13 protein-coding genes, 1 other RNA gene and 1 pseudogene are annotated in these 13,584 nt (G+C 69.9%); 12 read left to right on the top strand and 3 right to left on the bottom strand.

What is annotated here, in order from left to right:
- Positions 1–124: 124 nt before the first annotated feature.
- Positions 125–871 (bottom strand): bifunctional DNA primase/polymerase, encoded by a 747-nt coding sequence (locus ACXAHD_RS14410; protein WP_281550843.1) that lies wholly within the window; start codon positions 869–871, stop codon positions 125–127.
- Between the two features lie 298 nt (positions 872–1,169).
- On the opposite strand from ACXAHD_RS14410, the gene ACXAHD_RS14405 reads away from it, so the two are divergent.
- The 10 genes from ACXAHD_RS14405 to ACXAHD_RS14360 all read left to right on the top strand — a co-directional run bounded on the left by ACXAHD_RS14405 (position 1,170) and on the right by ACXAHD_RS14360 (position 11,307).
- Positions 1,170–2,405 carry a helix-turn-helix domain-containing protein gene (locus ACXAHD_RS14405; RefSeq protein ID WP_281550842.1) on the top strand — a complete coding sequence of 412 codons (1,236 nt, stop codon included), beginning with the start codon at positions 1,170–1,172 and terminating at the stop codon, positions 2,403–2,405.
- A gap of 49 nt (positions 2,406–2,454) precedes the next feature.
- Complete coding sequence (locus ACXAHD_RS14400; protein ID WP_281550841.1) at positions 2,455–3,021, top strand: flavoprotein; 567 nt, start codon at positions 2,455–2,457, stop codon at positions 3,019–3,021.
- 105 nt (positions 3,022–3,126) lie between these two features.
- Positions 3,127–4,089 (top strand): Nif3-like dinuclear metal center hexameric protein, encoded by a 963-nt coding sequence (locus tag ACXAHD_RS14395; RefSeq protein WP_281550840.1) that lies wholly within the window; start codon positions 3,127–3,129, stop codon positions 4,087–4,089.
- The gene (locus ACXAHD_RS14390; protein WP_281550839.1) at positions 4,086–4,826 is read left to right on the top strand and encodes a zinc ribbon domain-containing protein; all 741 of its coding nucleotides are present in this window, start codon (positions 4,086–4,088) and stop codon (positions 4,824–4,826) included. The genes ACXAHD_RS14395 and ACXAHD_RS14390 overlap by 4 nt, the downstream gene beginning before the upstream one ends.
- Positions 4,823–6,037: a bifunctional RNase H/acid phosphatase gene (locus ACXAHD_RS14385; RefSeq protein WP_475051069.1), complete on the top strand. Its 1,215-nt coding sequence runs from the start codon at positions 4,823–4,825 to the stop codon at positions 6,035–6,037. The genes ACXAHD_RS14390 and ACXAHD_RS14385 overlap by 4 nt, the downstream gene beginning before the upstream one ends.
- Before the next feature lie 107 nt (positions 6,038–6,144).
- Complete coding sequence (locus ACXAHD_RS14380; protein ID WP_475051067.1) at positions 6,145–6,906, top strand: sulfite exporter TauE/SafE family protein; 762 nt, start codon at positions 6,145–6,147, stop codon at positions 6,904–6,906.
- Between the two features lie 515 nt (positions 6,907–7,421).
- An RNA gene (rnpB, locus tag ACXAHD_RS14375) (RNase P RNA component class A) lies at positions 7,422–7,840 on the top strand.
- Positions 7,841–7,940: 100 nt separating this feature from the next.
- Entirely contained in the window at positions 7,941–8,096 is a 156-nt protein-coding gene (locus ACXAHD_RS14370; protein ID WP_416556353.1) for a hypothetical protein, read from the top strand.
- Positions 8,097–8,246: 150 nt separating this feature from the next.
- Complete coding sequence (locus ACXAHD_RS14365) at positions 8,247–9,440, top strand: ISAs1 family transposase (RefSeq protein WP_281550817.1); 1,194 nt, start codon at positions 8,247–8,249, stop codon at positions 9,438–9,440.
- A 439-nt stretch (positions 9,441–9,879) separates the two neighbouring features.
- Positions 9,880–11,307, top strand: coding sequence for a pectate lyase family protein (locus ACXAHD_RS14360; protein ID WP_475051064.1), 1,428 nt, complete (start codon positions 9,880–9,882; stop codon positions 11,305–11,307).
- A 231-nt stretch (positions 11,308–11,538) separates the two neighbouring features.
- Here the strand turns inward: ACXAHD_RS14360 and ACXAHD_RS14355 are convergent.
- Together ACXAHD_RS14355 and ACXAHD_RS14350 are read right to left on the bottom strand one after the other, a co-directional pair.
- A pseudogene (locus tag ACXAHD_RS14355) lies at positions 11,539–11,751 on the bottom strand (alpha/beta hydrolase); the annotation flags it as partial.
- A gap of 113 nt (positions 11,752–11,864) precedes the next feature.
- Positions 11,865–12,308 (bottom strand): DUF1801 domain-containing protein, encoded by a 444-nt coding sequence (locus ACXAHD_RS14350; RefSeq protein WP_475051074.1) that lies wholly within the window; start codon positions 12,306–12,308, stop codon positions 11,865–11,867.
- Between the two features lie 163 nt (positions 12,309–12,471).
- Here ACXAHD_RS14350 and ACXAHD_RS14345 point away from each other — a divergent pair, with 163 nt between their 5' ends.
- Together ACXAHD_RS14345 and ACXAHD_RS14340 are read left to right on the top strand one after the other, a co-directional pair.
- A complete protein-coding gene (locus ACXAHD_RS14345; protein ID WP_475051062.1) occupies positions 12,472–12,960 on the top strand; it encodes an NUDIX domain-containing protein in 489 nt (162 codons plus the stop codon).
- 196 nt (positions 12,961–13,156) lie between these two features.
- Positions 13,157–13,582, top strand: coding sequence for a CU044_2847 family protein (locus tag ACXAHD_RS14340; RefSeq protein WP_475051060.1), 426 nt, complete (start codon positions 13,157–13,159; stop codon positions 13,580–13,582).
- Positions 13,583–13,584: the final 2 nt, after the last annotated feature.

Genomic DNA, 13,584 nt, shown 5'->3' with positions numbered 1-13,584 from the left:
AAGTGCAAGAGGCGAAAAAAAACCAAGCCTCCTCCCCCCCCGGGCCGGTGGCAGCCGGGAAGATCCGCCTACCCGGGTGAGCACCCGGGTAGGCGGAGTCACCCGCAGGTGACCACTGGGAAGGTCACAACGCCCGGCGCAGGGTGGACGTCTGCCGGGGGACGAAGACCGTCGCCGCCGGGACGACCGGGACGGTGAGCGGCACGGCACCCGGCAGCGGCCCGACCGGCGCGCTGCGGGGCTGCGGCAGCCTGGGTGGCGCGGCGGCGTGTTCCCGGGAGTCGACGATGATCCGTTGTACGGCGTACGAGTCCGGTAGCCGCCAGCCGACCTCGTCCGGATCGACCGCCCAGCGGACCGGCCCCTGCGGCAGCACCGTCGGCGGGGCGGGAATCCAGGAGCCCGGCCCGTGCTGGATGACGTCCAGCGAATCGGCCAGCTCCGGGCGCAGCGCGTCACCCGGGCGAACCAGGAACATCCACCGCCCGGTCGGGGTGACCGCGACCGGGCCGCGCAGCTGGCCCCGGCCGGGTGCCGCCGCTCCGCCGCGCAGCCGCAGCGTGCACAGCGTCCGCAGGCCGAGCCGGGCCGGCACGTCGAGCACGTCGAACGCGTGTCCGGTGGCCAGCAGGACGGTGTGCGGCTGCTGACGCCACCACGAGCCGACCCGGTCGCGCTGATCACTTGCGTCCCGCTCCCAGTGCTGCAACGCCGGGTGGCAGCCCGTGGTGGGACAGCCGGGGCGGTCACACCGGAAGCGCCCCTGGTGCAGGTACGCCCCTGGCGTCACCGGCCAGCCGTGTCTGGCGTAGCGCAGCGCGCCGCGGCGGAGCCGCAGGCGGACGAAAGGCGGTTGGACCGTCCACCGCATGATCGACATTCCTCCAAGGCATCTGGGTGCCGCCCGGACCACTCGTCGGGTCCGACCGGTCGGGTGAGGGCAGCCGGATCCGGCGTGCCCGGGCGGGGGACGCCGCGGCGACACGCCGGAACTTTTCGGCTGCCAACCCTTTGCAACTTGCATCGAAAACTACGACCATCTGTGATGGACCTAACGCACTGCCTGTGCGATGAGCACGGTCAGTGGTCCCGGTGTCCGGGGGGATGCCGCATCGACCAGCACATTTGCCGGCTCCGAAGTGCCCGGCACCGCGAGGGGGAACATGAGCGTGGAAGAGTTACCCATCGGTCGGCGGGTCGCCTACTGGCGTGGCCGGCGCAGAATGTCCCAACAGGTGTTCGCCGATCGGCTCGGAAAATCCAAGAGCTGGGTGGACAAGGTCGAACGGGGGGTGCGCCGGCTGGACAAGTTCTCGGTGATCCACGAGATCGCCGACGTGCTACAGCTCGACGCGCAACTGCTGCTCGGCAAGGACCCGGAGCGGCGGCCGGAGAGCGTCACCTGCATCGACCAGGTGGAGGTGGAGGAGATCCGGGCCGCACTGGAACGCTACGACTCGATCAGCACTCTGTTCCGACCCGCGAACGACGCGCCGCAGCTCGCCGAGATGCACAAGGCCACCAACCATGCCTGGCTGACCTTCCAGCACGCCAAGTACGGGGTGCTGGCCCGGGCGCTGCCCCGGCTGCTGCGCGACGCGCAGGCCGCCGACGCCCACTACACCGGTGACGACGACAACGCGCAGCAGGCGGCGAGTCTGCTCGGCCAGCTCTACCAGATCGCCTCGTCCACGCTGCGCAAGCTCGGCGAGTACGACCTCGCCTGGCTGGCCGCCGACCGGTCGATCGCGGTGTCGCACCGGGCCGGTGACCGGCTGCTGACCGGGGTGGCGACCTGCCGGGTCGGCAACGCACTGCTGGCCCTCGGCCGGTCCCGAGCGGCCCTGGAGGTGAACGTGAACATCGCCAACGGGCTCGCCCCGGCGGACAGCCGCAGCAGCACCCCGGAGCAGCTGTCCGTCTACGGCCTGCTGCTGCTGCAGGGCGCGATGGCCGCCGCCCGGCTCGGCGACAGCGCCACCGTCCGGGACCTGGTCAACGGCGCCGACGACGCGGCGCGGGCGCTCGGCGAGAACCGCAACCACTACTGGACCTGCTTCGGCCCGACCAACGTGCAACTGCACCGGGCGGCGGCCGCCGTGGAGCTCGGCGAGGGCCGGGCAGCGGTCGAGACCCACCAGGCGATAATGGAAGATCCGGGCTTCAGCGCCCTGCTGCCGGAACGGCGGGCGCACCACCTGCTCGACATTGCCCGCGGCTACGCTCAGTCCGGCGAGCTGGAAAAGGCCACCGAGATGCTGCTGGAGGGCGACCGGCTCGCCCCGGCGGAGATCCGCTGCCGGCCAGTGGCCCACGCCGTCATGGCCGACGTGCTGCGCCGCACCCGGGGTACGCCCTCGGCGCCGGTCGCCGAACTCGCCGAACACATGGGGGTCGGCGTGTGACCCGACACCCGCGCAACGGACGTGTACCCATCGACGGAGAGGTGACGGTGTGACCCCGGCCGGTGCCCGGACCCTCTACGTGATCGCCTGCGGCAGCCCAGCCTCCCGACATGTCGGGAGGCTGGTCACGCTGGCCCGACGACGCGGCTGGTCGGTGTGCGTGGTGGTCACCCCGGACGGGCGCAAGTTCGTCGACCTGCCGGCGCTGGCCGCACAGACCGGCCACCCGGTGCGGGTCGACTACAAGAACCCCGGCGACCCGGACGTGCTACCCCCCGCCGACGCGATGATCGTCGCCCCCGCCACCGCCAACACGATCAACAAGTGGGCCGCCGGGATCACCGACACCCTCGCCCTCGGACTGGTCGTCGAAGCACAGGGCAAGGGTCTGCCGATCGTCACGCTGCCGTTCACCAACACCGCGCTCGCCGGGCACCCGGCGTTCCAGGAGAGCGTCGCCCGGCTGCGCGGCTGGGGGGTGCAGGTGCTGCTCGGCGACGACGTGCTGCCGTTACAGCCGCCCGGTGAGGGGAACCAGATCATCGACCGGATCCCCTGGCACCTCACCCTCGACGCCCTCGACGAGCAGCTGTCCGCCGGCACCACCCACGGCTGACCGGGACGCCGCAGCGCCCGACGGGCGCGATGCCCCACAGACGAACGGACGCCGCCGTACCTGAACGTCCGGAGCGCGGCGGGTGGATGGGTAAGCTGGGCCGCCGTGGACACAACTGCAGCATCACCGGTACGGGTCGCCGAGGTGGTCGCCGCCGTCGAGCGGCGCTACCCGCCGGCCTGGGCCGAGCAGTGGGACCGCGTCGGACTGGTCCTCGGCGAACCGGGCGCCCCGGTGCGGCACGTGTGGTGCGTCGTCGACTGCGTACCGGAAACCGTCGCCGAGGCGGTCGACGCCGGCGCCGAGATGATCATCGCCCACCACCCGCTGCTGCTGCGCGGTGTCTCCTCGGTCGCCCCCACCACGTACAAGGGGCGGATCGTCCACGACCTGATCCGGGCCGGCGTCGCGCTGTACGCCGCGCACACCAACGCCGACGTGGCCCGACCCGGCGTCTCCGACGCGCTCGCCGACCGGCTCGGCCTGACCGATCTGCGACCGCTGGTGCCGGCGGCACCCGGCAGCCCGGCCGCCGCCGTCGCCGGCCAGGGCGCCGGCCGGATCGGCACGCTGCGTCAGCCGCTCAGCCTCGCCGCGCTCACCCGGCACGCCGCGGAGGTGCTGCCGGCCACCGCCTGGGGGGTACGGGCCGCCGGTGACCCGGGACGCCTGGTCACCACTGTGGCGGTCTGCGGCGGCGCCGGTGACTCCTACCTGGCCGCCGCGAGCGCCGCCGGAGTCGACGCCTACCTGACCGCCGACCTGCGCCACCACCCGGTCAGCGAACAGACAGCCGCTGGCGGCCCGGCGCTGCTCGACGCCGCTCACTGGGCCACCGAACGCCCCTGGCTGGACGACCTCGCCGCCTACCTCACCGGCGAACTCGGGGTCGCCGCCACAGTCTCCGACCTCGACACCGACCCGTGGACGCTGCACACGCCGTCCGCTGGCCGCGCTCGGGTGGCGACCAGCGTCACCCCCACCGCCACGGCACCCGCCGGCCCCACCGCCACGGCACCCGCCCGTTCCGCGCCCGCCGCATCCACCCATGAGGAGCCCCATCCGTGAAGGCAGACCCGCAAGCCCAGCGCCGCCTGCTCGACCTGCAGGCGATCGACACCGCGCTCACCCAGCTCGCCCACCGGCGACGGACCCTGCCCGAGCACGCTGAGCTGGACGCCCTGGCGCGGGAACTGTCAGCGCTGGAGGACGAGCGGGTCCGCGCCCAGGTCGCCGTCGATGACCTGGACCGCGACATCGCCCGGCTGGAGCGCGACGTCGACCAGGTCCGCGCCCGCAAGGACAAGGACCAGGCCCGGCTCGCCGCCGGCTCCGGTCCGGCCCGGGAACTGGAGGCGCTGCAGCACGAACTCGCGTCGCTGACCCGCCGGCAGACCGAGCTGGAGGACGCCGAACTGGAGCTGATGGAACAGCGGGAGACCGCTCAGGCCGCGCTCGACCAGGTCACCGGACGCATTGACAGCACCCGGCAACGGCGTGCCGAGGTCGAGCAGACCCGGGAACGCAACCTCGCCGAGATCGCCAGCGAGGAACAGTTCAAGACCTCCGCCCGCGCCCCGCTGGCCGGCGACCTCCCAGCCGACCTGGTCGCCCTCTACGACAAGATCCGGGAAAACTCGGGTGGGCTGGCCGCCGCGCTGATGCGCGCCGGCCGCTGCGGCGGCTGCCGACTCGAACTGTCCGCCACCGAACGGGGCCGGATCAAGGCGGCCGACCCGGCCGAGGTGGTCCGCTGCGAGGACTGCCGCCGCATCATGGTGCGGACCGCCGAGTCGGGCCTGTGAAGGCCGCCTTGAAGGTCGTCGTCGAAGCCGACGGGGGCGCCCGGGGCAACCCGGGACCCGCCGGGTACGGGGCCGTGGTGCTCGACGCCGACACCGGCACGGTGCTCGCCGAACGGGGCGAGGCGCTCGGCGTCGCCACCAACAACGTCGCCGAGTACCAGGGGCTGATCGCCGGGCTGCGGGCCGCCGCCGAGATCGGCGCCACCTCGGTCGACGTACGGATGGACTCGAAGCTGGTCGTCGAGCAGATGTGCGGCCGGTGGCAGATCAAAAATCCGGGGCTGCGCCCGCTCGCCGCGCAGGCCGCCACACTGGTCCGCGAGTTCGACTCGGTCAGGTTCAGCTGGATCCCCCGGGAGCAGAACAAGCGCGCCGACGCCCTGGCCAACCAGGCGATGGACCAGGCCGCTGGCAAACCGGCCAAGGCCACCGCGGCTCCGCCGGCACCGGTCGCTTCGGCTGCGTCTGCAGCCCCGACGGCTTCCGTCGGGTCGGTCGTCGAGGTCCAGCCGTCGATGTTCGCCGTCGCCGGGGCCGGCGACGCCCCGGCCGCGTCGTGGGAGCCGCCGACCACCGCCACCGCCACCCGGCTCATCCTGGTCCGGCACGGCGAGACCGGGCTGAACAAGCAAAGCCGCTACTCCGGGCGCGGCGACGTAGCGCTGTCCGAGCAGGGCGCGGCGCAGGCCACCGCCGCCGCCGCGCGGATCGCGGTGATCCGGGCGAAGGTCGACGTCATCGTCTGCTCGCCGCTGTCGCGCTGCGTCGACACGGCGCGGGCGATCGCCGCCGAGGTCGGCGGCCCGCCGGTACGCACCGAGGCCGACCTGATCGAGTGCGACTTCGGCGAATGGGAGGGCCGCACCTTCGCTGAAGTGCGGGAACGCTGGCCGGCCGAGCTGACCGCCTGGCTCGCCTCCACCGAGTTGTCCCCGCCCGGCGGGGAGTCGTTCGCCCAGGTCGCCGGCCGGGTCCGTCGGGTGGTGCGGGAACTGCTCACCACGTACCGGGGAAAGACCGTGGTGGTGGTCTCGCACGTCTCCCCACTGAAGATCATGCTGCGGGACGCGCTCGGTGCCGGGGACGCGTTGCTGCACCGGCTCTACCTCGACCCGACCGGCATCTCGGTGATCGACACCTGGCCGGACGGCGGCGTGGCGGTGCGTACCGTCAACGACACCGCCCACCTCGCCGGCATCGCCACCCCCTGACTGCGGCCGGGCTCGCCGCCCCCTGACTGAGGCCGGGGCCGCCGCTGCTGGCGTTGGCCTGGCCACACCGTGACCTGGTGCGGCCGGTGCGCCGCTAGCCTCGCAGGATGGATCTTCCCGCGTTCGCGTTGCTGGTCGGGGCCGGGCTGGCGGCCGGCACCGTCAACGCGGCGGCCGGCGGCGGCTCGCTGATCACCTTCCCGGCGCTGATCGCCGTCGGGCTGCCGCCGGTGTCGGCGAACGTCACCAACGCGATCGCGGTCTGCCCCGGCTACGTGGCCAGCACCGTCGGCAGCCGCGACGACCTGCCGCGCCGCCGCGGACTGTGGCGCCTCATCCCGACCGCCGTCGCCGGGGCGGTCCTCGGCTGCGTCCTGCTGCTGATCACCCCGCCCCGGGCCTTCGAGCTGATCGTGCCGTTCCTGGTGATCAGCGCGGCGGCGGTGCTCGGCTTCCAGAACCAGCTGCGGCGCCTCGTCGGCGAACCCCGCGACCTGCCAGCCGGGCGCGAACAGATGTCACTGCAGGCGATGACCTTCTTCTGCGCCGCGTACGGCGGATATTTTGGTGCCGCGCTCGGGGTGATGCTGGTCGCCGGCCTGGCCCTGGTGCTCGACGAGGCGCTCAACGGCGTCGTCGCGCTGAAGAACCTGCTGTCGGCGGCGGTCGGGGTGACCACCGTCGCCGTGTTCGCCATCTTCGGCCCGGTCAACTGGGTCGCGGCGGCGACGGTCGCCCCGGCCACCATCGTCGGCGGCTATGTCGGCGCGCGAGTGGTGCGCAAGCTGCCGCCGACCGTGCTGCGCTTCGGCATCGTCGTCTTCGGCGTCGGGATCGGCGTCCTGCTGCTTGCCCGCGCCCTGCGCTGACCCGCTCTCGGCCCGCTGACCGCCGAGCCTGCTTTCTGCTGCCGGCGCTGACCGCCACTCCGCCGGATCCGCGCTCGAGTTGAAGGCCAGATACCCTCTCTGCCGCCGGTAAGGTCGCTGACCTTCAACTCGTGCGCCCGGGCCACTGACGGCGACGGTTGGCCGGGATGCCGTCCACCACGGTCCGGCGGCGCGGGCCGTGCAGACCGCCGAGGAGATTCTCGCCTTCCTGCCCGGGTTCGCGGCGCATTGACGGTCCGCCGACCCTGGTGAGCTTCAACGACATCGGCCACCTGCCGCCGGGCGAGCGGGGCCAGCCACCGGTGGATCTGCTGACCTGAGCCGCCTGGCTGTTGCCTGGCTGCGGGCGTAGGTCGTGCGGTGGATCTAGAAGGATCTGGCCGGTATATCGACCATGATCCTTCTAGATCACTGTTCTGGGCTGGTCGTGGTGGCCTGCCGGGCCTGCGGGTGGGGAATGATCGTGGGCTGCGTACGATTGATCCTCGGACGGACGAGTCGACCGGGCGGCCGCGTCAGCGGGGGACATGTCCCCTGTTGCCGAGGAACGTCCGGACTCCACAGGGCAGGGTGGTTGCTAACGGCAACCCGGGGCGACCCGCGGGACAGTGCCACAGAAAACAGACCGCCGGGCGGTGAAACGCCCGGTAAGGGTGAAACGGTGGGGTAAGAGCCCACCAGCATCCCGGGTGACCGGGATGGCTCGGTAAACCCCACCCGGAGCAAGGCCAAGAGGGCCGGTGTCGCGAGACGCCGACCTGCGCAGGCGTTCGAGGGCTGCCCGCCCGAGTCTGCGGGTAGGCCGCTGGAGCCTGCCGGCGACGGTAGGCCTAGATGGATGGCCGCCACCGCTGCGCGACCCGGGCAACCGGCGCGTACGGGACAGAATCCGGCGTACAGGTCGACTCGTCCGTCCCACCCAAGTTCGGCATAGATCGCACCACATGTGCTTCGCCGGCTGCGTCAACAGGGCGGGGCATCGGCGTTCGTGCCAGAGCCCTATCGTCGGTGGGGTGTCCGACATCCTGCAGATCGGCTCCCTCGCCGTCCCCGTTGGTGCCCTCGTCGTCTACGCGGTCGGGTTCGTCGTCCTCTACTGGGTCATTCGCCTTGCTGTCCGGCACGCCATCCGAGACGCCGACCGGCGTCGGTCAGGCGACCGGCGGTAGCTCCGAGAGGTGGGTCGGTCGGCCGGGGCCACGGCCGTTTCAAGATCATTGTAACGGTGGGTGACGGTTGCTGTGGCGGCGTGTCGAGTGGGGACGAAGCTCCGTTAGGACGAGGTCTTCTCAAGGATCTTGTCCACCCGGAGCTTCGTCATGCCGCATTCTGTCACCCCCGCTGTCGATCCGGTGTCCACGCCGGTCGTCGGGGACGTCGCGTCGTCGTGTCACGACCTGCTGGAGCTGTTGTTGGCGGTGTCCGACGGCCGGTCGGCGCAGGGTCGTGACCATCCGGTCGCGGTCGTCCTGACGTTGGTGGCGGCCGCGACCATGGCCGGGGCGACCGGCTACACCGCGATCGCGGGCTGGGTCGCCGACGTACCGGCCGAGGTCATGGACAGCCTCTACGAACGGGTCGGGGCCAGACCGGCCCGACGGCCGTCCCGGTCGACGATCTGGCGGGTCTGCACCGACGCCGACGCCGACGTGCTCGACGCCGTCATCGCCGAATGGACAACGACACGACACGCCCACGTCAGAACCGGCACGCCGACCCAGGTACGTCTGGACGGCAAGACCGTCGGCGGCGCCGTCGGCGACGACGGGAACCAGCTGCACCTGCTGTCCGCTCTCGCCGGGGACCCGCGACCGGGAGCGGCGGGCGTCGTGCTCGCCCAGGCGCCGACCGACGGCGCCAAGACCACGGAGCCAGCCACCGCCCGCGCCCTGCTGCAGACCCTCGACCTGCCAGGCCGGACAGTCACCGCGGACGCGTTACACACCGTCAGGGCGACCGCCGAACTCATCCACCACCGTGGCGGCCAGTTCATGTTCCCGGTCAAGGAGAACCGCCGGACCCTGTTCGACGCCCTCAACACGCTGCCCTGGGCCGACACCCCACCCGACCTGGAAAGCGTCGACATCGGACACGGCCGCCGGACCCGCCGCACGATCCGTGTCCTGCCCGCCCCGCCCGATCTGCCGTTCCCGCACGTCAACCAGGTCTGGCTGATCGAACGCTACGTCACGCACACCGCCACCGGGAAACAGTCCGCCGCCGCGCGGCTCGGCGTCGCCAGCCACACTCCCGACCAGGCCGGCCCCGCCGAACTGGCCGCCTACAACCGCGGTCACTGGGCCATCGAGTCGTTGCACTGGATCAGGGACACCTGCTACCGGGAGGACCGGTCGACCACGCGTACCCGGTCCGGGCCCCGCGTCCTGGCCTCGCTACGCAACCTAGCGATCAACGCCCTACGCCTGGCCGGCCGAACCGACATCACGGAAGCCACCAGATGGGCCGCCCGCAACATGACCAGGCCATTCACCATCCTCAACCTCACCAGATGATCTTGGAACAGCCGTGCGGCCGGGGCTGTTACCGAGTGGCTGGAACTGCTTGACGATCGACGTCGCCGCAGTTAATCTCCTTCATAGCTGAGCATCTATGTACTGTGTGTGACCTGTGCTCCGTCGAGGGCATCCGTCGGCCGGTGACCGGGCCGCCGTACCGACGGTTCACGGCTGTGTGCTCAGCGCGAACGGAACGGCATGCGGCCGACCGCTTCCGGCTGGCTTTCGGTGGCACAGGGCCGGGATCGCCAGCGCATCCGAACGGCATGGGCATTGCCGACGGATCTGTGTACCTCGGGAACAGTGTTCATCTGAGTCAGATTCCGCTGACTTCTGGCCGCTCCATCGCAGTAGAAACAGGAGGCACTTCGTGAAGAACGTTGGGACCAGCGTTTTCACAAGACGCCGTCCACCAGGTACGACGACCGTGCTTGGTGTGGCTGTCACCTTCGCCGCTGTCGGGGCACTCGCCGTGTCCGGCATGTCGGCTGCCGCTGTTCAGGCCCCGGCCGACGAACCAGCGGCATCAGTGTTGGCAAGTTGCGATGACCGGCTGTTCGGCTGGGCGTCAGTGTCGGCGAACGGTGTCGCCACGACGACCGGCGGCGGCAACGCCACCCCGCAGACGGTGACATCGCTTAGCGACCTTCGGCAGTACGCCAACGACTCGACTCCACGCGTGCTACGGATATCCGGCACGATCAGCACTGGGTCGTCGGCCGTGGAGGTCGGCAGCAACAAGACCCTGATCGGCGCAGACTCGAACGCGACGATCCGTGGTGGCATCAACATCAACGGCGGTAGCAACATCATCATCCGCAACTTGAACGTGCAGGGCGGCGGCCAGGGCAGCAGCCCGGCCGACACGATCGCCGCGCGTAACGCCCACCACCTATGGTTCGACCACCTGAACCTGTGGGACGCCAGCGACGGGTTGCTGGACCTCACCCGAGGCGTCGACTACATGACGGTGTCCTGGGTCAAGTTCTGGTACACCAACAGTTCCCACTCGCACAGGCTGGCCAGCCTGGTGGGTGGAGGCTCGACCCACGGCGACACCGACAGCGGAAAGCTGAACGCCACCTACCACCACAACTGGTTCGCTGATCTGGTTGACCAGCGTGGACCACGAATGCTGTTCGGCAAAGGCCACGTCTACAACAGCTACTACAATTCCCCCGGGAACGCGTACGCCATCGGCACCGGATCGTACGCCTCCGTACTCGTGGAGAACAACTACTTCAAGGACATACGGGACCCGCACCGGTTCCAGGACTCGAACCCCACGTACATCACCGCGCGGGGAAACGTCTACGACAACACCAGCGGTCGGCGTGACACAGGTGCCCAGGGTAGTGGCGTCACTCCGTTCACGAACCCGCCGTACAGCTATTCGCTCGACGCAGCAAACGACGTCCCCGGCATTGTCACCGCCTGCGCGGGCCCGAGACTGTCCGGGACGCCGCTGCCGCCCACCACAGCGCCGCCCACCACGGTGCCGCCGACGACGGTGCCGCCGACGACGGCGCCGCCCACCACGCCACCAACGACGACCGCGCCACCAACCACAGGTGCCTGCAGCGCCTCTTACCAGACCGTCAGCTCGTGGCCCGGTGGCTTCCAGGGCGAGGTGGTCGTACGAGCAGGAAGCACAGCGATCAACGGCTGGACCGTCCGCTGGACCCTCGGCAGCGGGCAGACCATCAGTCAGCTATGGAACGGTAGCCTCAGCACCAGCGGCTCCAGCGTCACGGTACGCAATGTGGACTACAACGGCACGCTGCCGGCCGGTGGCACCGCGACCTTCGGGTTCCTCGGCTCCGGCTCACCGTCCTCGCCGTCTCTGACCTGTTCCAGCCCGTGAGATGCCGCTGGGCCAGGTGCCTTCGGCCCATGCCTCTGCCCGAGGCCCTGGCCCAGCAGCGCTCCGCCGGTCACGGACCGTTCGTCCGCGTCGCGTCAGGAGCCGTACGGGGCAGCAGGTGATCGAGTGCCGCGTTCGCGGAAGTACGCCGGACCCGCCGTCTCGAGGACGGCAACCGGGTCTGCTGAGGTCGAGCCGATCCGGACGGATGCCAGCTTCGATCAGTGCTGGTCAGTGCGGCATGAGGTGGCGGGTGAAGAACCGTACCGTGCTGTCCAGCTCGTGTTCCGGGAGCCGGTCGGCGTGCCGGCCCGGGTTGGCGTGCAGCGTCTTCTCGGTCGAGCCGAACGCGTCGAACAGGGCCAGGCTCTGCGCCCGGGGCACCCGTTCGTCGTCCCACTGGACCAGGATCTCGACCGGTACGGTGATGCTGGCCGCAGCGTCCAGCGTTGATCGGACTCACCTCCTCGGGCAGCAGTCATGCACGGCGCAGCGAGCGTACCGTAACCTCCCCCCGCTATCGGCGCTCACCTGTCGGTCGAAGCCGTACCCGCAGGTCAGCTCACGGCCTTCTTGACGAGGGCGGCGATGGTCTCTGCGGCCTGCTCGCTGAGCTGGGCGACGGCGAAGGACGTCGGCCACAGGCCGCTGTCGTCGGCGAGGTTGGCCGTAGCGGTGAAGCCGAAGGTGGAGTACGGCTCCTTGTCCGCGTGTCCGCTACGGAAGAAGCACACGACCTTGCCCTTTCTCGCGTACGCCGGCTGGCCGTACCAGAGCTTTGGGGACAGGTCGGGGGCGTTGGTGGTGACGATGGCGTGTATGCGTTCGGCCAGTGCGCGGTCCGACGGTTCCATCTGGGCGATCTTCGACAGCACGTCGAGCTCCTCGGCGGCTGCCTTGCCACCACGACTGCGGGTCGTCTCCCTCTTGAGCTCTGCAGCGCGTTCTTTCATGGCGGCGCGCTCGCCCTCGGAGAAACCGTCCGTGCCTGCCTTACTCATCATGTCGCTCCTGGTCGTTGTCGGGCATAACCGAGGGTCACGCTAGCCGTGCTGCGGCGGCTGGTGCTTCTCGATTCCTGATCGGTCGAGGCGGCCCGGCGCCACGAGCCCTGACCAGCGGAAGTTGCCGTCAACTGGACATCCAGGCGGTTAACCTCCCGTGGTGAGCTCCCCGCCTGACGATTACACAGCGACGTTGCCGCGCAAGCGGATGGGCTCGGCCGTGCTGCTGCGCGACCGGGACGGACGGATCCTGCTCGTCGAGCCGACGTACAAGGATTACTGGGAGCTGCCCGGCGGGGCGGTGGACGCCGACGAGTCGCCGTACGACGCGGCGGTCCGTGAGCTGAACGAAGAACTCGGCCTGACGGTGGCTCCCGTCCGGCTGCTGGTCGTGGACTGGGTGCCGCCTCGCGCCGGCCGCACCGAAGGAGTCATGTTCGTGTACGACGGCGGGGTCCTGGACGCGTCGCAGACCGACACGATCCGCCTACCGCCGCAGGAGTTGCGCAGCTGGGCGTGGTCGACCCTGCCGCAGGCGCAGCAGCGGCTTTCGCCGCTGCTGGCTCGGCGGGCCGCCGCCGCGCTGGAAGCGGCGACGGACAGCGGGACTGTCTACCTTGAAGGCGGCAATCAGGTGGGGAGACCGTAGGACGCACGGAGCAGCGTCGCGCCGCCCGATCGGTAGAGGCTGTCATGGACGCCATCGGCGTAGTGTTCCGCCGCAGCGAGCCTGATGGTGGTGCTGAGTAGGTGGCTGGCCCGCCTCCTGTTGGGTGGGACGTTTCCTCTGTCGCATAGCTGACGATTCACTGTCGGTCGTTATCAAAAGAAGGAACGATGAAAGGTTGAAAATAGCGGAATGGTGTGAGTTGTTTCACTTGGCGGAGGTGTTGTTTGTGCTGATCCCTACTGAATTCAACGGCGTTTCTGTTTTAGTAGAGACTCTGCCGCCTGTTGGCACTGAGCCAACAGGTGCCCGGCGTCCAGCTGAACGAGTACAAGAAATGTTTGCTGATGCGCAATTGGTTATTGAAGGGGTCGCACTATCGGTAATGGAATCAGGGCGAAGAGTGGCGGCGAAGGCGGGAAGTCCCGATCAGCTAGAAATCCAGTTTGGGATCAAATTTTCGGCAAATGGAAGTATTGTAATCGCCGGAGCCTCCAGTGAGGCATCGCTGTCCGTGAAAGTTGTCTACGGCGTGAATCGATTCGCTGAAGAAATCCAGAGCGAAACGGCGGCGAGTTCTGGTGCCAGCCAGGCGGAGGTGTGACT

It is taken from the genome of Micromonospora sp. ABR4_055 (assembly GCF_056160425.1).
This window is presented reverse-complemented; position numbering and strand designations above follow the sequence as displayed.

Bases quoted from the DNA above. Each gene is read 5' to 3' on its own strand.
- ACXAHD_RS14410 (WP_281550843.1), bottom strand. From the start codon at position 871: ATGCGGTGGACGGTCCAACCGCCTTTCGTCCGCCTGCGGCTCCGCCGC.
- ACXAHD_RS14380 (WP_475051067.1), top strand. From the start codon at position 6,145: ATGGATCTTCCCGCGTTCGCGTTGCTGGTCGGGGCCGGGCTGGCGGCC.
- ACXAHD_RS14365 (WP_281550817.1), top strand. From the start codon at position 8,247: ATGCCGCATTCTGTCACCCCCGCTGTCGATCCGGTGTCCACGCCGGTC.
- ACXAHD_RS14350 (WP_475051074.1), bottom strand. From the start codon at position 12,308: ATGAGTAAGGCAGGCACGGACGGTTTCTCCGAGGGCGAGCGCGCCGCC.